The sequence below is a fragment of the Polaromonas sp. YR568 genome (assembly GCF_900116715.1).
Taxonomy (GTDB): Bacteria; Pseudomonadota; Gammaproteobacteria; order Burkholderiales; family Burkholderiaceae_C; genus Polaromonas.
Genome location: NZ_FPBM01000007.1, coordinates 81,188 through 105,653, shown reverse-complemented (window position 1 = coordinate 105,653; position 24,466 = coordinate 81,188). Strand labels below are relative to the sequence as shown.

The 24,466-nt window shown below is 63.6% G+C and carries 19 protein-coding genes; 13 read left to right on the top strand and 6 right to left on the bottom strand.

What is annotated here, in order from left to right; translation table 11 throughout:
* Positions 1–31 precede the first annotated feature (31 nt).
* The 3 genes from BM408_RS15590 (at position 32) to BM408_RS15580 (ending at position 3,737) form a co-directional block, all read left to right on the top strand.
* Positions 32–1,111: a TRAP transporter substrate-binding protein gene (locus BM408_RS15590; protein ID WP_092130791.1), complete on the top strand. Its 1,080-nt coding sequence runs from the start codon at positions 32–34 to the stop codon at positions 1,109–1,111.
* Between the two features lie 231 nt (positions 1,112–1,342).
* Positions 1,343–2,422, top strand: a complete 1,080-nt coding sequence (locus BM408_RS15585; protein ID WP_092130790.1) for a TRAP transporter substrate-binding protein — start codon at positions 1,343–1,345, stop codon at positions 2,420–2,422.
* A gap of 235 nt (positions 2,423–2,657) precedes the next feature.
* Positions 2,658–3,737, top strand: a complete 1,080-nt coding sequence (locus tag BM408_RS15580) for a TRAP transporter substrate-binding protein (protein ID WP_092130789.1) — start codon at positions 2,658–2,660, stop codon at positions 3,735–3,737.
* Positions 3,738–3,817: 80 nt separating this feature from the next.
* Here BM408_RS15580 and BM408_RS15575 read toward each other — a convergent pair whose 3' ends face one another.
* The 4 genes from BM408_RS15575 to selD all read right to left on the bottom strand — a co-directional run bounded on the left by BM408_RS15575 (position 3,818) and on the right by selD (position 7,832).
* Positions 3,818–4,339, bottom strand: a complete 522-nt coding sequence (locus BM408_RS15575; RefSeq protein WP_092130788.1) for a hypothetical protein — start codon at positions 4,337–4,339, stop codon at positions 3,818–3,820.
* A gap of 100 nt (positions 4,340–4,439) precedes the next feature.
* Positions 4,440–5,981: a TRAP transporter large permease gene (locus tag BM408_RS15570; RefSeq protein WP_092130787.1), complete on the bottom strand. Its 1,542-nt coding sequence runs from the start codon at positions 5,979–5,981 to the stop codon at positions 4,440–4,442.
* A gap of 47 nt (positions 5,982–6,028) precedes the next feature.
* Positions 6,029–6,568 carry a TRAP transporter small permease subunit gene (locus BM408_RS15565; protein WP_092130786.1) on the bottom strand — a complete coding sequence of 180 codons (540 nt, stop codon included), beginning with the start codon at positions 6,566–6,568 and terminating at the stop codon, positions 6,029–6,031.
* Positions 6,569–6,758: 190 nt separating this feature from the next.
* A complete protein-coding gene (selD, locus tag BM408_RS15560) occupies positions 6,759–7,832 on the bottom strand; it encodes a selenide, water dikinase SelD (RefSeq protein WP_092130785.1) in 1,074 nt (357 codons plus the stop codon).
* Between the two features lie 225 nt (positions 7,833–8,057).
* Between selD and BM408_RS15555 the strand changes: the two genes are divergently transcribed.
* From BM408_RS15555 to BM408_RS15525, 7 genes are all read left to right on the top strand, one after another.
* Positions 8,058–8,678 (top strand): hypothetical protein, encoded by a 621-nt coding sequence (locus tag BM408_RS15555; RefSeq protein WP_092130784.1) that lies wholly within the window; start codon positions 8,058–8,060, stop codon positions 8,676–8,678.
* Between the two features lie 120 nt (positions 8,679–8,798).
* Positions 8,799–9,416: a hypothetical protein gene (locus BM408_RS15550; RefSeq protein ID WP_092130783.1), complete on the top strand. Its 618-nt coding sequence runs from the start codon at positions 8,799–8,801 to the stop codon at positions 9,414–9,416.
* Positions 9,417–9,503: 87 nt separating this feature from the next.
* Complete coding sequence (locus BM408_RS15545; RefSeq protein WP_254774852.1) at positions 9,504–12,497, top strand: hypothetical protein; 2,994 nt, start codon at positions 9,504–9,506, stop codon at positions 12,495–12,497.
* On the top strand, positions 12,494–13,132 hold the full coding sequence (locus tag BM408_RS15540) for a tail fiber protein (protein ID WP_092130782.1): 639 nt from the start codon (positions 12,494–12,496) through the stop codon (positions 13,130–13,132). Before BM408_RS15545 ends, BM408_RS15540 begins: the two co-directional genes overlap by 4 nt.
* Positions 13,133–13,186: 54 nt before the next feature.
* Entirely contained in the window at positions 13,187–14,563 is a 1,377-nt protein-coding gene (locus BM408_RS15535) for a hypothetical protein (protein WP_092130781.1), read from the top strand.
* 18 nt (positions 14,564–14,581) lie between these two features.
* A complete protein-coding gene (locus BM408_RS15530; protein ID WP_092130780.1) occupies positions 14,582–15,466 on the top strand; it encodes an FkbM family methyltransferase in 885 nt (294 codons plus the stop codon).
* A 2-nt stretch (positions 15,467–15,468) separates the two neighbouring features.
* The gene (locus tag BM408_RS15525) at positions 15,469–17,751 is read left to right on the top strand and encodes a glycosyltransferase family A protein (RefSeq protein WP_092130779.1); all 2,283 of its coding nucleotides are present in this window, start codon (positions 15,469–15,471) and stop codon (positions 17,749–17,751) included.
* Between the two features lie 22 nt (positions 17,752–17,773).
* On the opposite strand, the gene BM408_RS15520 is transcribed toward BM408_RS15525, so the two are convergent.
* The gene (locus BM408_RS15520; protein WP_092130778.1) at positions 17,774–19,276 is read right to left on the bottom strand and encodes a protein kinase domain-containing protein; all 1,503 of its coding nucleotides are present in this window, start codon (positions 19,274–19,276) and stop codon (positions 17,774–17,776) included.
* A gap of 16 nt (positions 19,277–19,292) precedes the next feature.
* The gene (locus tag BM408_RS15515) at positions 19,293–20,231 is read right to left on the bottom strand and encodes an FHA domain-containing protein (protein WP_254774839.1); all 939 of its coding nucleotides are present in this window, start codon (positions 20,229–20,231) and stop codon (positions 19,293–19,295) included.
* Positions 20,232–20,846: 615 nt separating this feature from the next.
* Between BM408_RS15515 and BM408_RS15510 the strand changes: the two genes are divergently transcribed.
* From BM408_RS15510 to BM408_RS15500, 3 genes are read left to right on the top strand one after another with little or no spacing between them, the layout of a single operon-like run.
* Complete coding sequence (locus BM408_RS15510; protein WP_092130776.1) at positions 20,847–21,515, top strand: hypothetical protein; 669 nt, start codon at positions 20,847–20,849, stop codon at positions 21,513–21,515.
* An 11-nt stretch (positions 21,516–21,526) separates the two neighbouring features.
* Positions 21,527–22,183, top strand: coding sequence for a glycoside hydrolase family 25 protein (locus BM408_RS15505; protein ID WP_092130775.1), 657 nt, complete (start codon positions 21,527–21,529; stop codon positions 22,181–22,183).
* A gap of 8 nt (positions 22,184–22,191) precedes the next feature.
* Positions 22,192–24,414, top strand: a complete 2,223-nt coding sequence (locus tag BM408_RS15500; RefSeq protein ID WP_092130774.1) for a glycoside hydrolase 64/thaumatin family protein — start codon at positions 22,192–22,194, stop codon at positions 24,412–24,414.
* The last annotated feature ends 52 nt before the right edge of the window (positions 24,415–24,466 follow it).

The window sequence follows — 24,466 nt, the reverse complement described above, 5'->3', positions numbered from 1 at the left end:
CTTTCTTTTTTCACACTTCGGAGTCAACCTGATGGATCGTCGTTCCCTCATCAAGCACGCTGGCGTCGCCGGCGTTCTGGCCGCAGGCGTTGCGCCTGCCGTTCACGCGCAGACCGCCGTCCGCTGGCGCCTGGCGTCCAGCTTCCCCAAATCCCTGGACACCATCTATGGCGGCGCGGAAACCTTTGCCAAACACGTCAAGGCGATCTCGGGCGGCAAGTTTGAAATCTCCGTCCATGCCGCCGGCGAGCTGATGCCCGCTTTCGGCGTGGTCGACGGCGTGCAGCAGGGCTCCATCGAAGCGGCCCACACCGCGCCTTATTACTTCTTCGGCAAGGACGAAACCTTTGCCATCGGCGGCGCCATTCCTTTCGGCCTGAACAGCCGCCAGATGAGCGCCTGGACCTTCGAAGGCAACGGCCTGAAGCTCATGCGCGAGTTCTACGCCAAGTACAACATCATCAGCTTCCCCTGCGGCAATACCGGCGCGCAGATGGGCGGCTGGTTCCGCAAGGAAATCAAGTCGATTGCCGACATGAAGGGCCTCAAATTCCGCGTCGGCGGCTTTGCCGGCAAGGTCATTGAACGCCTGGGCGGCGTGCCGCAAAACATCCCCGGCGGCGAGATTTACCAGGCGCTGGAAAAAGGCACCATCGATGCCGCCGAATGGATAGGCCCCTACGACGACCAGAAGCTGGGCTTTAACAAAGTGGCGCCCAATTACTACTACCCCGGCTGGTGGGAAGGCGGCCTGCAGCTGGACCTGTACATCAACCAGAAGGCCTACGACGCACTCTCGCCCGAGTACAAGGCCATCGTGGAAGCCGCCAGCGCCGCCGCCCACGTGGACATGCAGGCCAAGTACGACGCCAAGAACCCGACGGCCTTGAAGCAACTGGTGGGCGCGGGCGCCAAGCTGCGCCCCTTCCCGGCCGACGTCATGAACGCGGCTTTCAAGGAATCCATGAAGCTGTACGAAGAGCTGTCGGCCAAGAATGAGAACTGGCGCAAGGTCTATGCGGACTACTCCAAATTCCGCGGCGACCAGAACCTGTGGTTCCGTTTCACCGAAGCCACATTCGACCGCTTCATGCAAAGCCAGAAGCTCTGATACCCCTCACGGGTGTACCGGGCCGCCGCAGCCGCGGCGCCTTCAAAAAACCGCCTCCAGGGGCGGTTTTTTTATGGGCCGTCTACGGGTAAGAACGGGGTATCTTTGTATAAAAGAATGACAAAGTATGCATGCTTCGCCAGTGCCCCGGAGGTCATGCGGCAGTTGCCATGCCTGAGGGGGCGCTGGTGGATCAATCCAAAACTCGATAACTATCAGGAGAGATACCCCATGGATCGTCGCTCACTCATTAAAAATGCCGGTATCGCCGGCGTATTGGCCGCCGGTGTGGCGCCTGCCGTTCATGCGCAGGCTGCCGTCCGATGGCGCCTGGCATCCAGTTTCCCCAAATCGCTTGACACCATCTTTGGCGCCGCCGAGGTGTTCGCCAAGGCCGTCAAGGCCATGTCCGGCGGCAAGTTTGAAATCTCCGTCCATGCGGCCGGCGAGCTGATGCCCGCCTTCGGCGTGGTGGATGGCGTGCAGCAGGGCTCCATCGAAGCGGCCCACACGGCGCCTTATTATTTCTTCGGCAAGGACGAATGCTTTGCGCTGGGCTGCGCCATCCCCTTCGGCCTGAACAGCCGGCAGATGAGCGCCTGGATGATTGAAGGCAACGGCCTGAAGCTGATGCGCGAGTTCTACGCCAAGTACAACATCGTCAACTTCCCCGGCGGCAACACCGGCTCGCAGATGGGCGGCTGGTACCGCAAGGAAATCAAGACGCTCAAAGACATCAAGGGCCTGAAGATGCGCATAGGCGGCTTCGGCGGCAAGGTGCTCGAGCGCATAGGCGGCGTGCCGCAGAATCTTCCCGGCGGCGAAATCTACCAGGCGCTGGAAAAAGGCACCATCGATGCCGCCGAATGGGTGGGCCCCTATGACGACCTGAAGCTGGGCTTCAACAAGGTCGCGCCCTTCTATTACTACCCCGGCTGGTGGGAGGGCGGCCCCGAACTGGACTTCTTCATCAACAACAAGGCCTTCGACGCCCTCACGCCGGAAAACAAGGCCATTGTGGAAGCCGCTGCGGCCCAGGCCCACGGCGACATGCAGGCCAAATACGATGCCAAGAACCCCGGCGCCCTCAAGCAGCTGGTGGGTGCAGGCACCAAACTGCGGCCTTTCCCCACCGATGTGATGAACGCCGCCTTCAAGGAGTCCATGGCCCTCTATGAAGAGCTCAGCGCCAAAAACGAAAGCTGGAAAAAGATCTACGCCGATTTCTCCAAGTTCCGTGCCGAGCAGAACCTGTGGTTCCGTTTCACCGAAGCCACGTTCGATCGCTTCATGCAAGCGCAAAAACTCTGAATATGGCGGGCCCATGAGGGCCTGTCAGCTTTCTGCAAGCCGCCTCCCAGAGGCGGCTTTTTTGTTTCCTGAAACACTACGGGTAATAACGGGGTGGGGCCCCAGGCGAAAGCTGACAGAATCTCCCGTTGACCTGCGCTTGAGGACGCGGCCTTTACGGGCCGTGCTGGCTTGAGCGGTCCGGCCGGTCCCCATCAGGGCCTGCACATTCGAAAACCTTTCAGGAGATAGTATTTTGGATCGTCGCTCACTTATCAAAAACGCCGGCATTGCCGGCGTTCTCGCTGCCGGCATCGCCCCTGCAGTTCACGCGCAGGCCACCATTCGCTGGCGCCTGGCTTCCAGCTTCCCCAAGCCGCTTGACACCATTTACGGCGGCGCCGAAGTGTTTGCCAAGAAGGTCAGCGACATGACCGGCGGCAAGTTCCAGATCAGCGTGCATGCAGCCGGTGAACTGATGCCCGCGTTCGGCGTGGTTGACGGCGTGCAGCAGGGCTCCGTGGAAATGGCACATACCGTGCCTTACTACTTTTTCGGCAAGAACGAAGCGTTCGCCATCGGCGCCGCCATTCCCTTCGGCATGAACTCGCGCCAGATGTCCGCCTGGATGTTTGAAGGCAACGGCCGCAAGCTCATGAATGAGTTCTACGCCAAATACAACATGGTCAGCTTCCCCGGCGGCAACACCGGCACCCAGATGGGCGGCTGGTTCCGCAAGGAAATCAAGACCGTGGCCGACCTGAAGGGCCTGAAGTTCCGCATCGGCGGCTTTGCCGGCAAAGTGGTTGAGCGCCTTGGCGTGGTTCCACAAAATCTGCCTGGCGGCGAGATTTACCAGGCACTCGAAAAGGGCACGCTGGATGCCGCCGAGTGGGTCGGTCCTTACGACGACCAGAAACTGGGCTTCAACAAGGTGGCCCCGTTTTACTACTACCCCGGCTGGTGGGAGGGCGGCCCTGAGGTTGACTTCTTCGTCAACAACAAGGCGCTCGAAGCCCTGCCCGCAGAGTACCGCGCAATTGTCGAAGCTGCTGCCTCGCACGCGCACATCGACATGCAGGCCAAGTACGACGCCCGCAACCCGACCGCGCTGAAGCAACTGGTGGGCGCCAAGACCAAGATCCTGCCTTTCCCCAAGCCCGTGCTCGACGCCTCCTTCAAGGCTTCGATGGAAGTCTATGCCGAGCTGGCCGAAAAGAACCCCGACTGGAAGAAGATTTACGGCGACTACCGCGCCTTCCAGAAGGACCAGATCCTCTGGTTCCGCTTCGCCGAGTCGCGCTTCGACACCTACATGCAAGGTGTAACTCTGTAAGAGTTGCCCACGCAAGAAAAAACCGCGACATGTCGCGGTTTTTTTCGCCTGTCTTTTCCGGAAGGCTGCGGGTGGCGCTTTTAGCGTTGACTGCGAAAGGTCTTCAGTTCACTGACGAGGCGCTCAAACTCCGCCACCATCTCAGGTGACGAGGCATAAAACACCGCAAACTTGCCCATCAGCGTGCGCACATACAGGCGCGGCGCGATCAGCCATTCGAGCCCGCGTACACGGATCAGTTTGCCGTAGGCCAGCTCGCGCAACTCCATGTGCTTGTCCCAGACCCAGCTTTGGTAAAGGCCGCTCTCGTCCAGGCGCGTCACGCTGCGCAGGATGTGCCACCAGGTGTAGCTCACGAGCAGCAGGCCGGCGATGAACCAGCCGCCGCCGGCTGATGCGCCCGAGGCCCTGCCGGCCAGCCAGGCTTGCACAAAGGCGGCGGCCAGGGCCAGCACGATAAAGGTGGCCAGAACCTTGAAGGTGACCGAGAAGGCTCGCCCCGAGATGCTTCCGCCCTTGGGCGTGAACTTGAAGGGTGGTGGGCCGAAATAGGTATTCGGAATGGGTTCAGGGCTGGGGGTGGGACTGGATGTGGGGTCCATGGATGACTCGCGGTAGAAGAGTGTGGTGACAGTATGAGGGGCCAATAAAAACGCCCCTCGCGAAAGGGGCGTTGCAGGGGCCTGGAGGCGGCCGGTGGGCTTACTTGGTCTTGAACAGCTCGTCGACCTTCTTCTGCTCGTCGTCGGAACTCAGCTCGGCTGGTGGCGCCAGCGGGTCGCTGCCTGCCGCGCCGCTGGCTCCACCCGCAGGTGGTGTCGCGCTGTCGTCGACGGGAATCTCGATCTTGACCTTGTCCAGGTCGACCACCTCGGGCTTGTCGAGGAAGACCGTCACCGTCTGCGGCACAAAGATCACGATCATCACCAGGATCAGCTGCATCGCCACCCAGGGAATGGCGCCCAGGTAGATGTCGTTGGACTTGATGGGTTTGGGGATGCGCCCCTCCTTGAACAGCGTGTCGGCAATCCCCCGCAGGTAGAACAGTGCAAAGCCGAAGGGCGGGTGCATGAAGCTGGTCTGCATGTTCACGCACAGCAGCACGCCGAACCAGATCAGGTCGATGCCGAGCTTGTCGGCGACCGGGCCCAGCATGGGCAGGATGATGAAGGCGATCTCAAAGAAGTCGAGGAAGAAGGCCAGGAAGAAGATAAAGATGTTGACGGCGATCAGGAAGCCGGTCTGGCCGCCGGGCAGGCCGCTGAGCATGTGCTCTACCCACTTGGCGCCGTCCACGCCCTGGAACACCATGGAGAAGACGCGTGCCCCAATCAGGATGAACACCACCATGGCCGTCAGGCGCATGGTGCCGACCATGGCTTCCCAGATCAGCGCGCGGGTCAGGCGCTTGTGCATGGCGGCCAGTATCAGCGCGCCCACCACGCCCATGGCGCCGGCTTCGGTCGGTGTGGCGATGGCGGTGTCGATACCGGGAAGGCCGCCCATGGAGCCCAGCACCGCAAAAATCAGGATGGCCGAGGGGATGATGCCGCGCAGGCACTTGGCCCACAGCGCCCAGCCGTTGAGCGTGCGCGCTTCTTTGGGCACGCCCGGAACATGGTGCGGCTTGAAGACGCCGAGCATGAAGGTGTAGCCCGCAAAAATCAGCACCTGCAGGATGGAAGGGCCCCAGGCGCCCTTGTACATGTCGCCGACGGAGCGGCCCAGCTGGTCGGCCATGACGATCAGCACCAGCGACGGCGGCACCAGCTGCGTGATGGTGCCCGAGGCAGCCAGCACGCCGGTGGCGTAGCGCATGTTGTAGCCGTAGCGGATCATCACCGGCAGCGAGATCAAGGCCATGGCAATCACCTGGCCCGCCACCGTGCCGGTGATCGCGCCCAGGATAAAGCCGACGATGATCACCGAGTAGCCCAGGCCGCCCTTGGCGGGGCCGAAGAGCTGGCCCATGGAGTCCAGCATGTCTTCCGCCAGGCCGCACTTTTCAAGGATGGCGCCCATGAAGGTGAAGAAGGGAATGGCCAGCAGCAGCTCGTTCGACAAGATGCCGAACATATTGAGCGGCAGGTTGGACATGAAGCTGGCCGGGAACCAGCCCATCTCGATGGCCAGGAAGCCGGAGGCCAGCCCGAGGGCGGCCAGCGAGAAGGCGACGGGGAAGCCGATCAGCATGATCAGCACGAGGCCCGCGAACATGATCGGGGCGAAGTTTTCCATTTGCATGGGGTAGTCCTGAAGGTATTTTTATGGGAACGAGCGATGCAAACAGATCACTGGACCGGTTTTTCGTAGTGCGTGTCCATCTCGAACTTGCCCTGGAGATAGCAGATGCGCTTGATGATTTCCGACAGGCCCTGCACAAACATCAGGCCAAAGCCCAGCGGCAGCAGCAGCATTGCAGGCCAGCGGATCAGGCCGCCCGCGTTGCCCGAGACTTCGCCGGAGCGCAGCATGCTCATGAAGAGCGGCCAGCTCAGGTAGGCCATCAGGCCCATCACCGGCAGCAGGAAGAGGGCCAGGCCGAAGATGTCGACATAGACCGGCCCGTTGCCCTTGAGCTTGCCGTAAATGATGTCGACGCGTACGTGTTCGTTGAGCTTGAGTACGACGGGCGCGCCCAGCATGACGGTGGCGGCGAACAGGTACCACTGGATTTCAAGCCAGCCGTTGGAGCTGATGTCCAGGCCGTAGCGGACAAAGGCATTGCCGGCGGAAATCAGTGCGGCGGCCAGCACCGTCCAGGCGGCGATCTTGCCCAGCCGCGTGGTCAGCCAGTCATAGGCCAGTGCGAGTTTGAGGAGTGCGGACACGGGATGTCTCCGATCTATTTTTTTGAATGAGAAAGTACCCACGCGGGGATGTCGAGGCATGAATGGTACGACGGATGCCGCCCGCCGCACTGAATAAAGACTGACAAAAATTTTCCGGGTTTACCCTAGGGGTTTGGGGCGTTTTTTTGCTGGCCTTTTATCGGCTTTTGTCCCTAATTTCTCGCCTTTTTCAGCGCACGGCCATGCCCTGGCCTGTGGCCACTTCTCCAATGACGGCTGCCTCGGAAAAACCGTAGGCCCGGAAGATGGCCAGCACTTCGGCGGCACTGTCCGCACCGCAGGAAACCAGCAGGCCGCCCGAGGTTTGCGGATCGCTCAGCAAGGCCCTGTCAACTTCGGCGAAGCCGGCCGGCAGGCCCACTTCATGGCCGTAGCTGGCCCAGTTGCGGCCGGATGCGCCGGTGATGCAGCCCTGCGCCGCAAGGTCACGCGCGCCGGGGATGACCGGAACGCGCTGCCAGTCGATGCGAACCTGAAGCCCGGCGCCGCGCGCCAGCTCAAGGCCGTGCCCCGCCAGGCCGAAGCCGGTGATGTCGGTCAGCGCATGCACGCCTTCCATGCGCGCCAGTTCAATGCCGGGTTTGTTGAGCTGGGTGGTGAGGGCGATCAAGCGGGCATAGCCCTCGGCATCGAGCACTTCTTTCTTGAGCGCCGCCGACAGCACCCCTATGCCCAGCGGCTTGCCCAGGATCAACACATCACCCGCACGCGCGCCCGAGTTTTTCTTGACGCGTGAAGGGTGCACCAGGCCCATCACCACCAGGCCGTAAATCGGCTCGACCGAATCAATCGTGTGGCCGCCCGCAATCGGAATGCCGGCATCGCGGCACACGTCCTGCCCGCCGCGCAGGATGGCGCCTATGGTCTCCAGCGGCAGAACGTTGATGGGCATGCCCACCAGGCCCAGCGCCATGATGGGTGTGCCGCCCATGGCATACACATCGCTGATCGCGTTGGTCGCGGCGATACGGCCGAAGTCATAGGGGTCGTCCACGATGGGCATGAAGAAGTCCGTCGTGGCGATCAGCGCCTGCTCGTCATTGAGCTGGTACACCGCCGCATCGTCCGCGGTTTCAATGCCCACCAATAACTGCGGCGGAATGTTCAGACCCGGCAGGTTGCCGGAATTTTTCAGGATATCGCTGAGCACGCCCGGTGCGATCTTGCAGCCGCAACCACCGCCGTGCGAGAGGCTGGTGAGCCGCGGCGTGGCCGGGGCTTTCGAAGTAGGGGTGCTTGTCATCGTGAGTCTTCCAGATTCTGCCGGGCGCCTATTGCATATCGCTTGCGATGCCCGCGCCAAAAAGCATGTTGTGAACTTTCTTTTGCATCGCAGTGCAAGGGTAATTTTCACCCATGCCCTCTGTAATCGCCTGTAATCGTTTTGCGTCGATGCCTTCCCTAGAGTAGCACCACTGCCGCGAGAGGACCGTGCGGCACAACGGACAACTCACTCAGGGCGGGCACCATGGATATCAAACTGCGATTCGTCAACAAATCCAGCGACGGCAACAAATCCGAAGTGGTGATCTACCAAAAGAGCGTGCTCACCACCATGGCCTCGTTGTCGGTGGCCTGGAAGGTGATCCGCTACTGCGGCCGCGACTGCACACATCCCTTCGTCTATCCCGACGGCTATGAAGTAGCGATCACCGACGAGTACGGAAACTACTCGCCCCGCCTGCCCGCCCAGAACGGCCAGATGCTCAGCGTGGTCTCCACGCCGGTCGGCAACCGCCGCCTGCGCTACACGGGGCCTGCGAGCGCCTCCACCGAGCTGGACGTGCTCAATGCCATGGGCCAGGGCGCCGTCAACGTCTGCATCTTCAAGGACGGGCGCCTGATGGGCATGAAGACCTCGGTGTCGCCGGGGCAGAAGGCGGTCTTCCAGTACCAGCCCGCGCTGTGGATAGGCGTGTCCTCCGAGGTCGTGCAGGGAGAGCCGATCAACTCGGCCGTCATATCGGACGTCAACACCGAGATCTCGCTGATCGGCATTGCCAGCGCCGACATCGTGATGACGGGCGGCGGGCCGGGTGAAGGCTCCACGCCATATGAATTCAATCTCGAAAACATCGTCCGGTGCTGAGGGCAGACCTCAGCACCGGACACACAGGGTTCGCCGCCGGGGCAGCAGGGCAACGATGGCAAACGGGCAACGCATGGTGCGCTGCCATCTTTTTATCAACAGGATCAACAGGAGAGAACCATGGATATTGCACTGAACTTCATCAACAACTCTAACGACGCGAACAACTCGGAGATCGTGATTTTCCAGAAGAACGTCGCGACCAACTTCGACGAGCTCGCGGTGGCCTGGCAAGTCATTCGCTACTGCGGCCAGGGTGACAACCATCCCTTCACCTTCCCCATGACCATGCAGGTCGGCGCCAGCGACAGCTACGGCAACTACACGCCGCAGCTCGACGCCCAGAACGGCCAGCTGTTCCAGATGTCGCTGACGACGTCCGGCGACCGCCTGGTGCCTGGCGGCAGCGGCACCAGCTCCAAGGAAGTGCAGGTCCTCAACAGCCTGCCCAAGGGCGCCATCAACGCCAGCATCTACAAGTCCGGCAAGCTGCTGGCAGTGAAGACTTCGATCGCTCCGCAACAAAAGGCGGTGTTCGAATTCAAGCCCACGATCTGGATCGGCGTGGCTTCGCAAATAGTCCAGGGCCAGGTCATGGACTCGGCGATCATTTCCAACATCAACACCGAAATTTCTTTGCTGGGCATCGCCAGCGCGGACATCGTGATGACCGGCGGCGGCCCAGGCGCGAACTCCACGCCTTTCGCCTTCAACCTCGAAAACATCGTTATGTGCTGATGCCGTTTCACCGGCGTGCGGCCTTGCGGCCGTGCGCTGGTGATACGCACCGCACGCCGTCCACACAGGAGTCACCGAGTGAACGAAATGGTCAAAAGAAGCTGGTCGGCCATGGGCGGCTGCCTGGTTTTCGACTTCACCATCAATCGTGAGCCGGCCGACGATATTCCGTCGATCGCGAGCATCTCCTGCAAATCCGGCCCGGCCGAAAGCCAGGTGGTCACCATCACCAGGCTGTGGCCGAGCAAACCCTTTGAATTCAAGTTCCGCTCGGGTTGCTATGTCTCAGGCTACCTGCAGCAGAAAACGCCGGTGCACATCAACGGCGTCACCAACACCGCCATCTTTGCCGACATCCACTACGGCATGCGGGGCCAGAGCGACGACCACCATTTCGAGGGCATCATGGTGGCCTGCCCCACGCGCGGGCCCGTGCCACCACCCGGCCCGCCCTGGCCGCCGGGGCCGCCGCCCATAGAGCCGGACCCGCCGATCGACCCGGTGGAGCCGCTTCCCATCATCACCAGCCATCCCGATGAGCTGTTTCCTTATGTCTATGTACGGCGCTGGCCCAAAGTCAGCGCCGCCGACCTGCTCTACGGCTTTGTCCAGTACGTCAGCGCCAGCCCGCCATCCAGCGGCTTCTTCGACGATCTGGTGAGCGCGCGCAACCAGGCCAGCGGCGCCCGTGAAGCGGCGCAGGACCTGGCCTTGCGCTTCATCGACGGTGACATCTACTCCGGCGATTTCATCCGTGACATGGACAGCCTGGCCGGCCCCGTCAGCCAGTTTCCGCGGGCCTTTATGCGCCTGCCCCGGCAGGACGCAAGCCCGTCGGCCTGGCTGGCGAAAGCCACGGAGCAAGTCACGCAGCTGCTGTCGCGCTATGCACTGGACTGGAGTTACTTCAGCTCCGCCGCCTACGCGCAGGCGGTGGACCGCGTCTGGCAGAGTTACTTCGCCCTGATCATCACGCTGGGTTACGACACCGCCTTGCTCGACGAATTCACCCGCGCACTGCTGATGGCGCATGTGGTTGAAGTGGCGCTGGTGCCCTATGCCAGTACTGGTGCCAGTACCGGCGCCAGTACCAGTACGGGTACTAGTGCCGGCGCCGGTGAAGCGCCTGCTATGCCGGAGCAGGCGCACCTCACAAAGCAGCAGATCAACGAGCTGCTGCAGGCCACGCCGGCACTCAGCGCGCAGGTGTTTCCGCTGCCTCCGGCGCAGGCTGCCGGCGCGTCCCCGCCGTCAGGCTCACCCGGCTGGATAGAGCCCTATGCCATCGGCGACCTGCAGATGGTGCGCCAGCGTTTGCTGCGTTACCAGTGCGGCGAGATCGCGCGCATTGAAAACGTGATGCGCGGCGAGCGCCGCGAGGTGACGAACAAACGCACGCACCGCCAGCTTGACGAAGTGCATCAAAGCAGCGGCGAAAAGCAACTGCTGCAAAACGATGCCGCGGATGAACGCAGCAACTTGCAGGAAGAGTCGCGCAAGACCGTTGCCGAGGTGGTGGAAACCAACCAGTACAACAAGTTCACCAACAGCTACGGCCCGCCGACCCAGGCCACGCTGGACGGCTCCTGGAGCAAGACGGTGCAGCCGGGCGCCGCGCCGGGGGTGGACGACACCACACGCTTTGCGCGCGACATCCTCAACAAGACCGTCAACCGCATCAACCGCAGCGTGAGCCTGAGCCGCTCCAGCAGCACCATGAGCCAGACCGAGGACTCGGTCGTCAGCCTGGTCGACAACACGGGCGGCTCACGCAACATGCGCGGCGTCTACCGCTGGCTCAACAAGGTGTATGAAGCCTGTGTCGTCAACTACGGCCAGCGGCTCATGATGGAATTCATGGTGTACAAGCCGGCGGCCTCTTTCATCGCCGGCGAGCAGGCGATGGCGGGGCAGAACTTTGTCAAGCCGCTGTCGCCGCTGCAGCTGAATATTCCCACCTTTAAAGCCATCACCCGGGACAACTATGCGAGCCTGGGCGCCTATTACGGCGTGCTGGACCTGGAGCCGCCGCCGCTGGAGCAGCGCTTTGCTTCGGCCACCCTGCGCGACGGGGAAGAAAAGCAGATCGCCATTCCCGCGGGCTACTGTGCATACAAGGCCTTTGTCGGCTACATCAGTGCGCCTGTGGGCCTGCCCGCGCCGGTGGTGCTGGTGGGCTGGCAGACGTTCACGCCTCCCGGCAGCCCGGACGGGATGGCGCTTGCCGGCGAGGACGACAGTGTGCCGGTGTCGGTGCTGGACTACCCGCCCAGCCTTTCGCCGCCGGGGGACCCGCAGGTCCAGGTCAACATTGAAATTACCTGCAAGCCGTCGGCGCGTTGCATGGACGAGTGGTGCATACGCATCTACGCCAGCATCATGCGCGCCTACCAGGCGCAACTGGCCGCCTACTACGCCCGCGCCGATGGAGGGCCCCAGGGCCGCCTGCCCACCCGCTCGCCGCTGGCGAACCGGCAGATCGAGCAGCGCGAACTCAAGAACGCCTGCATGCGCCTGCTGCTGGAGCGGCTGTTCACGCTCACCGGCATGCCGCCCGATGCGCCCATGTTCTCGCCGCCCTCTGAGTTTGCCGTCAACGAGCCGCGCTACCTGCAGTTCTTTGACGAGGTGCTGGAGTGGAACGAGATGGTCTACAGCTTCTACGCCAGCCCCGGTCCCGATGCGGCCGGCGCCGAGGTCGAGCTGGGCAGCCTGGCCGCCGACGATGACGCCTTGTTCTCCAGCTTCCTGCAGGCCGACCAGGCCCGTGTGCTGCTGCCGGTGCGGCCCGCGCATGTGATGGCCTTTTTGTACTTTTACTCGGCCGGCATGCTGTGGAGCTCCTCCGACCGGCTGGCGCCCGTGAATCCGCGCGACATCGCGCTGGTCAACGACCTCAAGCATGCGGAGCCGGCGCGCCACCCGCACAGGCCCGTGGGCCCGTGCTGGGAGGTGGTGGTGCCCACGTCCATGCAGGTGCTGGACGAAGCGGGCCTGCGAGACAGCGCCGGCCCCCTGGCTACTCCTCTGGCTATTCCTCTGGCTATTGAGGGCGGCTCACCAGGGAGCGATTCACCATGATGGCGCCGGGCATGGACAACCCCTTCTTTATGCGCCCCGGTTTCGGCGAGCTGCCGGTGGGCTCGGTGACGGCTTTTGCCGGAACCCTGGGCGCGCCCGACACTGCCGGCGCAGCCACTACCGTGACGCCGCAGGACTACACGACCAATCCGCTCGAGGCCTGGGGCTGGATGTTTTGCAACGGCCGGTCGCTGTCCATCTACGACTACCCGGAGCTCTTCGCGGCGCTGGGCTATGTCTATGGCGGCAGCGGCGACCAGTTCCAGATTCCCGATTACCGCGGTTACTTTCTGCGCGGCATCGGCACCGGCACCAACAACGACCCCGACATCGGCATGCGCCAGGTGCCGCCCGGCGGCCAGGGGCAAAGCAGCGGCGTGGGCTCCACCCAGACCTTTGCCGTGGAAACCCACGAGCACACCTACAACAGCGCCCCTGCGCCGGCCACGTCCTCGTCACCCGCCACCGCCGCAGGCGCTCCCAGCTCGACGCCCACGCTGACCACCGGCGGGCCGGTGCCCGGCCAGGGCCAGAGCAGCCCGGTGCTGGTGAGCCAGTACGAAACACGGCCGCTCAATGTTTATGTCAATCACATCATCAAGTTCACCTACGGGCTGAAGCAGTTCGTGCAATGAACCGGCATCCGTAACCACCACCGACCTACCGAGCTTATTTACAGGAGAAACAGCATGGCTTACAACAACGTTCGATTCATGGGTTACGTGATTGACACCGCGCCCGAGTTAAATCCCGACGGCTCAAAAATCTACCTGGGCCTGAACAACCCCAGGCAGGACATCGAGGCGCGCTGCGACCTGATGCTGCGCGCCATGGGCGTCGCGCGCGATGCGCTGGCGCCGCAGTCCCCGCCTTTGCCGCCCGGCGACACGCTGAATGTCTTCATGGCGCCGGAGTTCTTTTTCCGCGGCGTCTCGGGCGCCTACCAGATGGACGACGTGCAGCTGGCCATCACCACACTGCAGGCGATGGCGGCGGGCCCCGAGTGGACAGACTGGGTATTCGTGTTCGGCACCATCCTGGGCGTGTCCTCGCCCACGCTGAAGACGCCGCCTTACGACATCGACCCGCTGGCCAACAAGGAGGTCTATAACTTCGCGCTGGTGCAGCTGGGCGGCGTGGCGGCCCAGGGTGATACCGGCGCGCGCGTGGTGATGAAAGAGCTCATGTCGGGCGTGGACTTCATCGCCGCCGCGGCCAACCCCGGCGGCCTGCTGCTGGGCGACGTGGAACACCTTGCACCGTCCACCAGCGGCGGCCCGGGGCGCGAGCAGCAGATAGTCAACTACGACGGCGCGGGTGTGTTCGAGCTGGCCGGCATCACCTGGGGCCTGGAGGTCTGCCTGGACCACCTCGACACGGTGCGCCGCCTGCAGAAGTCGCCGCAGCTGCCGGGGGAAAACCTGATCCAGCTGCAACTGGTGCCCTCTTGCGGCATGAGCGTGCAGGCCGCCAGCGTGATCACGCAATTCGGTGGCTACGTGTTCAATTGCGACGGCTCGCGCAATACGCGCCACTCCACGGTGGCCGAGCTGGTGCCTCCGCTGACGGAAGTGGTGCTTGCCACCAGCACCCCGGTCAGCAATGCGCCCATCCAGCTGCAAAGCACATCGCCGGTGCTGGACGTGCCCATCAGCTCCCTGTATGCGAGCGGCCCCGGCGTGGTGAATGTCTACCCACCGCGCTCCCTGCCGGCGCAGCAGACCGTGCCGGGCAGCACCGTGCGGCTGTTCTGGCAGGCCAGCGCCGACTACCAGTTCGTCTTCCTGCTGGTCTATGACGACAACGGCAACTATGTGACACAGGTCTGCGAGCCGCGCAGCAAGAAGACCAACTTTTACGGCAACAACTACTTCCTGCCGCTGTCGCTGCAAACGCAGGACGCCCTCAAGCAGAGCGTGAGCATCCAGATGGAGCTCAAGCCCGGCAGCAGCCCTTATGCCGGGGCCGTGTGGTGCAAGATCAATGTGCCCGGCTTCATCTTTGAAGGCAATGCCTTCGAGTTCAGCGCCACCACGAGCGGCCCGGCGCCCATGACGATCTGGTAAGCCGCGAGGGAGTCTGCCATGCAAACCAGCCCTCTTTCGGCTCTCTCGGCTCTTCCGGCCCTGGAGCGCGACTACGCGTCGCACGAGCTGAGCGTGTCCGTGCACAGGCGTGCCTTCCGGGTCCGGGCGGCAAGCGGGCGGCAGGCTTTCTGGAGCCGCGTCGGCGCGGGCCAGTGGGAGCCCCAGACCTTCGATGTGTTCCAGCGCTTTCTGCACCCGGACCATTCGTACATCGACATGGGCGCCTGGATAGGGCCTACCGTGCTGTATGGCGCCATGCTGGCGCGCCGTGTGCATGCGCTGGAGCCAGACCCGGTGGCCTTTTCCGAGCTGGCGGGCAATGTGATGGCGAACCCGGCGCTGCACCACAAAATCCAGCTCTACCCCTACGGCATAGCCCCCGAAAGCGGCCCGCTGCAGCTCTATGCCGGCGGCCTGTATTTCGGCGAGCAAAGCCAGTTCGGCGACAGCATGTCCGGCATGTTCGCCGCGCCCGGCGCGGTGGGCCAGCCTTGCCGCGAGGTCGATGCCATGGACCTGGAGCGCTTTCTGGCGCTCAATGAAATTGACGACTGCAACTTCATCAAGATGGACATCGAGGGGGGCGAATACGCCGTGATTCCCGGCCTGTGGCGCCGCCTTGGCAGCGGGCGCCTGCCCACGCTGTATGTGTCCTTCCACGCGCCCGAGCCCGCCCGGCGGGAGGCGCTGATAAGGGCCTGTGTGGATGAGCTGCTGCTGTGCTACCCGCGGTTTTACGGCGCGATGGACGCCCAGCCGGTGGCGCTGGAGCGCGCCGTCGACGCGGTGGGCGATTGGGGCGACGACGCGCCCGGAAGCCCCTGGCGCAGGCTGGAGATCCTGCTGGGTGCGGGCCTGGTGGCCAGTCATGAGGAATGGTAGAGATGCCGGGCCCGCAACACCGCCAGATACTGATCGGCGTTTATGTGGCGGCGCGCGCCGAAGCCCTCACCGCCACGCTGGCCGGTATTTTCGAAAACACGCCCCTGCCTTTCAGCCTGCGGCTGTTGCCGGACCCGGCCGATGAGACCGGCGCCGAGGCGCTGCAGGCGCGTTTTAGCGAGCACCCAGGCATAGAGGTGCTGCCCGGGCCCGCCCATGAAGGGCCGGCCGCCTGCTTCAACCGGCTGGTGAGCGTGCCGGCGGATATTTATGTCTTCCTGGAAAACGGTGCGCGTGTCACTCCTGGCTGGCTGGAGCTGCTGCTGGCCGCGCTGGACGCCGACGCCAGCCACGGCCTGGCCGGCCCGTCGACCAACCGCGGCTGGAACGAGCAGGCCGTCGCCACGGGTTGCGGTGCAACGCAGGACGCGCTGTGGGACCAAGCCGATGCGCTGGCGGCGCGCTACGGCAAGGCCTGCGTACCGCTGGAGCCGCTGCACAGCCTTTCTGATTTTTGCTACGTCGTGAAGAACGAGGTGGTGGCCGCCATAGGCGCGGCCGACACCGCCTACGCCCAGGGCCCCTGCTGGGAGATGGACTACAACATCCGCGCTGCGCGGGCCGGCTTTCGCGGCGTCTGGGCGCAGGGCGCTTTTGTGTACCGCGCGCTGCCCTGCCCGCAGCGCTTGCAGGTGGAGGGCAGCCTGCTGGAGACCAACAAACATCTCTACCAGGACCGCTTTTGCGCATGGCGCAGCGAGGCGCACCACCAGCCGCCGCCTTACCATGCACATTGCGCCGGCGACCAGTGCCGTTATTTCGCCATGCCCGAGCGCATGCGCATCTTCATGCCGCTGGCCGGGCCCGCATTGCCCTGGGTGCTGCCCGCACCGGGGCCGGTTGCCCCTTTGCTGAGCTGCATCATGCCCACGCGCGCGCGGCCCGAATTTGTCGCGCAGTCCATCCGTTACTTCCAGCGCCAGGACTACCCGGCGCTGGAGCTCATCATTGTTTATGAGGACGACAGCGACCTGCCTGCCGATATCAGCGACGCGCGCATACGCTGCATACGCATGCCGCCCAAAACCAGCATAGGCGCCAAGCGCAACGAGGCGGTGCGCCTGGCCCAGGGTGAATTGATCGCGCATTGGGATGACGACGACTGGTACGGCGAGGAGCGCCTGAGCCGGCAGGCCGCGCCCCTGCTTCACAACATCGCCGACATCACCGGGCTGAACGACATGCTGTTCATGGCGCGGCCGCAGGCCGAGTTCTGGGCGTCCAGCCGGACGCTGTTTCGCCGCATGTTTGTCGAGAACGTCAGCGGCGGCACCTTGCTGTTCCGGCGCAGCCTGTGGGAGAAACATGGCCACTATCCCGCGACCTCGCTGCGCGAAGACGCCGACTTTTTGCAAAAAGTACTGGGCGGCGGCGCGCGCCTGTGCCGCATCCCGGGGCGGGACTTGTGCGTTTATGTGCGCCACCATGGCAATACCTGGAAGTTCAAGGAAGGCCACTACCTGCAGCAAAACGCCTGGACCCTGATGCCGCAGCCCGAGTTCTTGCAGCGTGACCGCGATTTTTATTTTCCGCCGGCAGCGGGTGCGCAGGCGGCGCCGGTGCAGGCCGCGCAATCACAGCCGCTGGTGTCCTGCATCATGCCCACCGCCGACCGGCGCGAATTTGTGCCGCAGGCGATCCGCAACTTCCTGGCGCAGGACTACAGCCCGCGTGAGCTCATCGTGCTGGACGACGGGCGCGACAGCGTGGCTGACTTGATCCCGGCGCACGAGAACATCCGTTATGTGAGGCTGGACCGCAAATCCACCCTGGGCGCCAAGCGCAACATCGCCTGTGAGCTGGCCCGCGGCGAGCTGATCGCGCACTGGGACGACGACGACTGGATGGCGCCGGGCTGGCTGAGCTCGCAGGTGAAGGCCTTGCAGGAGCAGGGCGCCGACATCTGCGGCCTGGACAAGGTGTTCTTCTACGCACCCGAAGGGCGGCGAGCCTGGCAGTATGTGTACGACGGGCGCTCGCCCTGGGTTTGCGGCGGCACGCTTTGCTACCGCCGGGAGTTCTGGCGCAGCGCGCCTTTCGCCGATATCAATGTGGGTGAAGACAATGCTTTCGTCTGGGCGCCGCAGCACAAGCGCATCGTGATCAACCCGGACCAGCACCTGTATGTGGCCCGTGTGCATGCGCGCAATACCAGCCCCAAGGAGACGCTGAACCGGCGCTGGCGCAGTTACCCGGCCGAGCAGGTGGAGCGCCTGATGGCCTGATGGTGTGAAGCCGGGTGGTGGCTTATGCCCCGTGCCGGGTGATCAGCTTGAAGATCCGGTCGTGCTCGTCGTATTGAAAGCTTGCCGCGCCGGCATATTCTTCAAACTGCATGTTGTCCGCCAGCGCGTGGCGGGCATGCTGGCTGGCCACAATGGCGCCCGGCCTGGCCATGCTGTTCAAATGCAGCGCAACGTTGGCGCCCTGGTTCCTGCTGGAGGCATCACCGAGCGATACCGTCGCCACGCTGTGGATGCCGCCTGATATTTCCAGCCGCACGCCGTGCTGGACTTCCAGCAGGCGGCTTCTGCGCTGCACCCGCGTGCACAAGTCCATGGCGGTGGCTGCCGCCTGTTGCAGGTTCTGCGCGCTGCTGGTGCCCTGTTCAAAATGAAACAGCATGCAGTCGCCCAGCACGCCGGCGCTCTGGCCCTGGCTGCCTTGCACGGTGTTGGCGCACCAGCGCATCTGCTGCTCGCGGATCTCCTGCAGGTAGGGCAGGGCCAGTGAGGAGTTCCTGGCCGGGTACACACGCAGGCCCACACACAGGATGCCCAGGGCGTTTTCCTTGACCGGGGGCTCCTCTGGAATGTCCATGCTGTCCAGCGTCAGCTGCCTGGCAGTTTCAGGCGGAGCCGCGGGGGTATGCAAAAAGGCCTGCGAAGGCACTGCGGTGCGCAGTTGCGCCAGGCACTGCAAGAGATCGAGGTACAGGCCCGCAGCGTCGGCCGTGCGCTGGCGCAGGTTTTTTTGCAAGGCCTGCCGCAGCAGGGGAGCGATCGGGTGGTTGGCCAGCGCGTCGGGTATGGCGATGGCCGAGGCGCTCAGCTGGCGGTGCAGTATTTCACCGAGGTTCGCACCTTGCACGCAGGGCCTGGCAGTCAGGCATTCGAGAAAAATCAGGGCCCAGGCATAGATGTCTGTCGCCGGGGTGCAGTCTTCCGCTCGCAGCTGCTCGGGTGCGCAGTAGGCGGGTGTGCCTTCGGCGCCTGTCATGAAGCGCGGCTCGCCGTGGTGGCTGGCCAGGCCGAAGTCCAGCAGCTTGAGATGCAAGGCCGTACCGGTGGACACGACCATGAGGTTTTCGGGCTTGAGGTCGCGGTGCACGACCTGGTGCTGATGCAAAAAAGTCAAAGCGTCCAGCAACTGCGCCATCAGGGCCATGGTGTCCGGCAGGCTCAAGGCGCCGTTGCGCTGCAAAAACTCCCTGAGCGTTTCGCCCGGAATGAATTCCAGCACCGCAAAGAGCTGCCCGCCCGCCGCCATGCCTTTGTCGATGAGCCGCACCACATGGGCATGCTGCAGCATGGCCAGCAAGCGGGTCTCCTGGTGCAGGCGCTGCTGCACGCGCCGGTTCGACGCGGGGTCGTGCAACAGGCCGGGGTCGGTGATCTTGATGGCGACAAACTGCCCGGTGCTGTGCTGCCTTGCCTTGAACACCTGGCCCGACGCCCCCTGGCCCAGCAAACCGAGCGGCTGATAGCCGGGCACGCCCACGGGAAAGCCGTGCGTGGGCGCCGGCGTCATGAGGGTGGGCGCCGGATCAGGCGGCGAGGGATTCTTCGGGGTAGCTCTGGCCGTGGGCCAGTGGGTCGAAGTCTGCTTCCAGCTCTGCCCCGCGCGTGATCCGGAATCGCAAGCTGCCAAAGCGCAAAGAGCCCCGGCGGCGCTCTATCAGTTCCGGCACATGCGCGCCGTGGGGCATCGCGAGCGCCAGCTGTTTGCGCATGCGAAAGATCTGGATGTTCAGGTGGCCCGGGTCCAGGCCCAGCATCTTGGCCAGGCGCTCGAGCTCGACCCAGCCCTGCGCATGGGGCGCGAGGTGGCGCTGCGCATCGGCCAGGCGCAGGCGCGCGAGGATCAGCAGGGCGTAGTGGTGCGAGCGCTCACCGAGGTCCAGGTGCAGCCCGGCATCATCGAGCTCCAGCCATGCATGTTCCTCATCCTGGCTCACCCTGAAAGAGAGCGCCGGTTGCGGCGCTCGCAGAGGCGGCTTGCCGCCGGCCATGCAATCCATGGTGGACACCACTTCAGCCGCCAGCACGAAGCACCAGACCTTGCCGGCGAAACGAACCTCATCGCCGTCTTCCATGATCCAGCTTCCGTCGGGTGTGGTGCAGACCCATTGGCCTTTTTCACTGTGGTGAATCGACAGCTCGGCAGCCACGCCGTGCGGCAGCAAGTTGGAGTGCCCCAGGGTAATGTGGGGTTCGTCGTGGCCCAGGGGCCAGAGAAGATTGCAGGGCGCCGACACATCTTCAACCTGCCAGCTGCTGCCGCCGTCAGGCCCGAATCCGATGGTGCTGCCGACGCCCAGTTCAAATCCTTTGGTGCCGGACAGGCGCGCGCCATTGAGCAAGGTGCCGTTGCGGCTGTGGTCGCGCAGTTCCCAGCTTTTTCCGGTCCAGCGAATCGATGCATGCAGCTGCGATGCATCCAGGTTCTCGAGCAGGGTATCGGAAGAACGTCCTCGCCCAAACACATGGTGAGTCCGGAGATAGATTTTTCGCTGTGTGGAGCGATTTCTCAGAATAGCCACTCGCCTTCCCCCTGTTCTTGCCATCACGTGTCATGACAAGAACCCTCGCTCTGCGGCTCGATGCATCCTGTCGACGTTGGAAAACCGTATCGGTCGGCCGCAGTATCTGCGAGACGCTCAATCGTCGTCAAGCGGGATGGGCCGGTATTTTCCGAACAATCCCGTTTGGGCATTAATTGCCGAGATTGAACTTGTTGGCGCTCTTGGCAATGGTTATGCAACGAAGTAAAAGAGGCTGGTCCTGAATATTTTTTCCGCGTGCATCGATGCACGTGCGAAGCCTGCCATCGCGAAATGCATCCGCCGCGTCATCACGCTGTCATGCACACGCAGCGGCACCGCGCCGCAGCGGGTGGGTGATGGCGCTGCCCGCATAAGTCAAAACGTTTCGTCAATAACCGGGTGCACGCAAGCTTGAAGCGCAAAGTTTTAGAGCCTCACGAGCCGTAAAGATCAGCGCCTGTAATGCCCTGTAATCGCCAGCGCACCAAGCCCCACTGACAATTTATTCAACGAGGCGGCCACCGCCCTTTCCAACCATCACCGAAGGAGAAACCCATGCCTTACCTGAGCGGCGCCCAACGCAACCTGCTGGCCCCGGCCGGCGCAGACCATCCCCGTGACGGCGAAACCGTGCCGACCTCCGACCAGGCGCCTTTTTACTACTCGGCCTGCTGGGGCTGGGCCTTGACTGGCGAGTATGAGAGCGCCGACAACGCCTACACCGCCCCCACCATCTACAACTCCGATGAAGGCGCGTTTGTGTTTGATGATGAGCGGGTGCCCACAGCCCTGAACGCCGACTTCTTCAACACCACCGACATCATTTTTCCGCAGACGGTCCCTTTTCATCAGGTGCTGGCCGATAACCTTCAAGCCGCGCTCGATGGCGACCCTGCTGCGCAGGACGCCTGCCGCGTGGCCCTGATGACGATCACCGCGCAGCTCAATGGCCATACGGTGCTGCCCGACAACGGCTCCGGCGTTTACACCATGTTCATGAAGACCAGCAGCTGGTACGGCTGGGACCACTGGGGCTTGGGCATTCAGAACACCGACGGTGTGACCACCACCTACCAGCAAAAAGTCAGCGGCAGCCAGATCAATCCGGAGCCCTTGCAATACAACTGCGGCGATATGTGGGACGAAGACCAGCCGCTGGAGACAGTGCTGAAGATCGACGGCCTGCTGCCGGCGCAGGTCACCATGCTCAACAACGTCGTCTGAAGGATTGATCCATGCCGATTCCGGGCATAGACGTCAGCCACTTCCAGGGTGCTGTCGACTGGACGCAGGTCGCTGGTAGCGGCGTGGCCTTTTGTTTTATGAAGGCCACCCAGGGGACCGGCGACGTGGATCCCTGCTTCAAAGACAACTGGCCGGGAAGTTTTGCTGCCGGCCTCACACGTGGCGCCTACCATTTCGGCCTTCCCGGCATTGACGCCCAGGCCCAGGCGCAGTTCTTCTTCGACACCGTGACAAGGCTGAACGGACTGGCGCCGGACGATTTGCCGCCCGTGCTGGACATCGAGACGGCGAACGGGGCCGATGCGCAAACCACCCTGCAATGGGTGCTGGACTTCACCACCAGGGCGGATAAATTGTTCGGCCGCCAGACCATGATCTACACCGACAACGGATTCTGGCAAAGCCTGGCTGCACTGCCTGGCTGCGCGCCACTGGCCGCGCGGCCCCTGTGGATCGCCGACTACGACGCCGGGAGGCCGGCCGTTCCGTCGCCCTGGCAGGCGTGGTCTTGCTGGCAATACAGCGACGACTCCGTCACGGGCCCAGGCGGCTTGCCTCGTGTGCCCGGCATCAACGGCCCGGTAGACCGTGACTGGTTCCAGTCCGCCGCCTTTCAATCGCTGACTACACCTTCTACCGCAAGTTAAGGACTCTCATGACCAGCTACGTCACCCTCAATATCGTCAACAACAGCCAGAAGAACAGCGCCGCCTCGGGCCTGGCCGATGACGCGATCTACCTGTTCCTGACCCAGGAAAAAATCAACCTGGCCTGGAGCATTGACCCCGGCACAGGCATCGCCACGCCGATGTCCGCGCCGGGAACGCTGGCGCCCAGCTTCACGCTGGCCGACCTGAAGGCGGCCGGCGGTGCGATCCAGCTGGACGCCAGCGTGCAAGTCGACTCCGCGCGCCTTTACCTCAGCAGCTCGCCGAATGCGGTCAGCCTCTCGGGTGCCGGCAATGTCAGCGGGCCGACTGCGGCCACCGCCGGGTTCTTCTACGACTTCGTGGAGCTGGCACTCGCATGCACCACGCCGGGTGCGACATCCGCCAGCGCACCGAACATCCTCAATGTGGACACGACCCAGGTCGACCAGTTGGGCATTCCGCTGACACTGCAGGTGACGCCCCAGGACCCGAGCTTCAGCGCCGGCTCAGGCATCGTGCTCACGCTGGACAGGCAGACCCTGGTGAGTAAATTCAAGGCCATGGCCGTGGGCCCGCTCGCGCCTTTTGCCGATTGTGTGTTTCCCCAGGGCAGCGATGCATCGACGCCTTACCGCCTGCTCAATCCCAGCGACGTGATTGGCGGCCAGTTGCAGGCTTCCAGCCTGCAGGGCACGCTGGCCGTCTCTGGCACCCCCGGTGCGTGGCAGGCCACCTTCACCATCACCGGGCCGGGCTCCCCCGCGCCGACCAACGGCAGCCTGACGGTGGGCATGCCGGTCAGCGGCCCCTTTATGCCGGCCGGCGCCACCGTGGGCAGCGTGCCAGGCGCACCCGCGGGCAACACGGTGGTGATCAGCAGCACCAGCAGCGCCGCGGCCAACCCCTTCACCGCCAGCACCAGCCCGGTGGAGCTCTTCTTCATCACGTCGCCCACCACCGCACTGGCCACCTATTTCGATACCGCCATCGACAGTTTCTTCGCCTGGTGCAAGAAGAACCCCGGCGTGCTGCAGGTCGAGCAGAACAACAACGGCGTCAACTACGTCTACAGCGGCAGCGTGATGCAACTGGGCGGCATCGTCGACATCAACGGCAACAGCAACACCTATACCGTGCTGCAGTTCACCGCCAGCGGCGACAAAGAAAGCTACAACCTTTATTACCCCTTCTTCAGCACCAACTCGGCCGCCGGCAAGACCACGCCTTTCGGCGCCGACGTGCCGCCGCCGCCCGCATGGTGGACGCCGTCCAAGGGCCTGATGTATTACGCACCGCCTTCGCTCATGGTGTTCGGCGCCAGCGGCGTGTTCGCCGACAACACCCAGCAGCCGATTCCTGCGGCCAGCGGCACGGTACTGGGCGCGATTGAGAACGTGATCGTCACGGCACTGGCGCGGGGCTATGCCACCACCTGGAAATTCCTGCAGGGCAGCATCACGCCGGGCAACCCCGCCACCAAGGCCACGGTCAACCTGAACGCCGGCGTCACCACAGCCGGCCTGTCGGGCTCGCTGGACATGGCCTCATTCCAGATCGCCAAAATCCCCATGACGGCGGCCATTCCGGCCGCGCCGGCGAACAGCTTCAGCGTCAGCTCGCCACTGGACATCCTGCCCACGACCGCGGACCTGCTGACTTTTTCGCAGTTCTATCCCGCCGGCGGCACCTGGAGCGCTTTTGCGCAGTTCCTGCACAAGCCCGCCGTCACCATTGACGGCCGTGCGTATGCCCTGCCTTTCGACGACCAGGGCGGCTTCAGCTCGGACCTGAACGCGGCCACCTCGGTGACCAGCCCGGCCGGCATGACAGTCACCATGGGGCCCTGGACGCCCGGCTCCATCAAGCCGAACGTGGTGCCGGTGCCGGCAGGGGGCAACTCGATCCCGCTCAGCTGGCAGGCTTGCGATGACTACCGCTTTGACTTCGTGCTGGTTTACGACGCCAACGGCGAATACGTCACCATGGACATCTCCATCATCAGCGCCGTGAGCCAGTTCAGCGGCACCGGCTACACGCTGCCGGTGGCGCTGCAAACAGCGCCCTCCGCAGCGCAGCAGGAGACCATCGACATGACGCTGAAGCCCGCCGGCGATCCCTACAGCGGCGCGGTGTGGTGCGTCATCAACGTGCCGGGTTTTGACTTTGAAGGCGTTGCCTTCGAGTTCAGCAGCCAGTACAGCGGCGCGCCGCCCGAGACGGTCTGGTGAGACGGCCTGACAAGAAGGTCTGGTAAGTGCCGGTAAAAATTGAGTGGAGGGC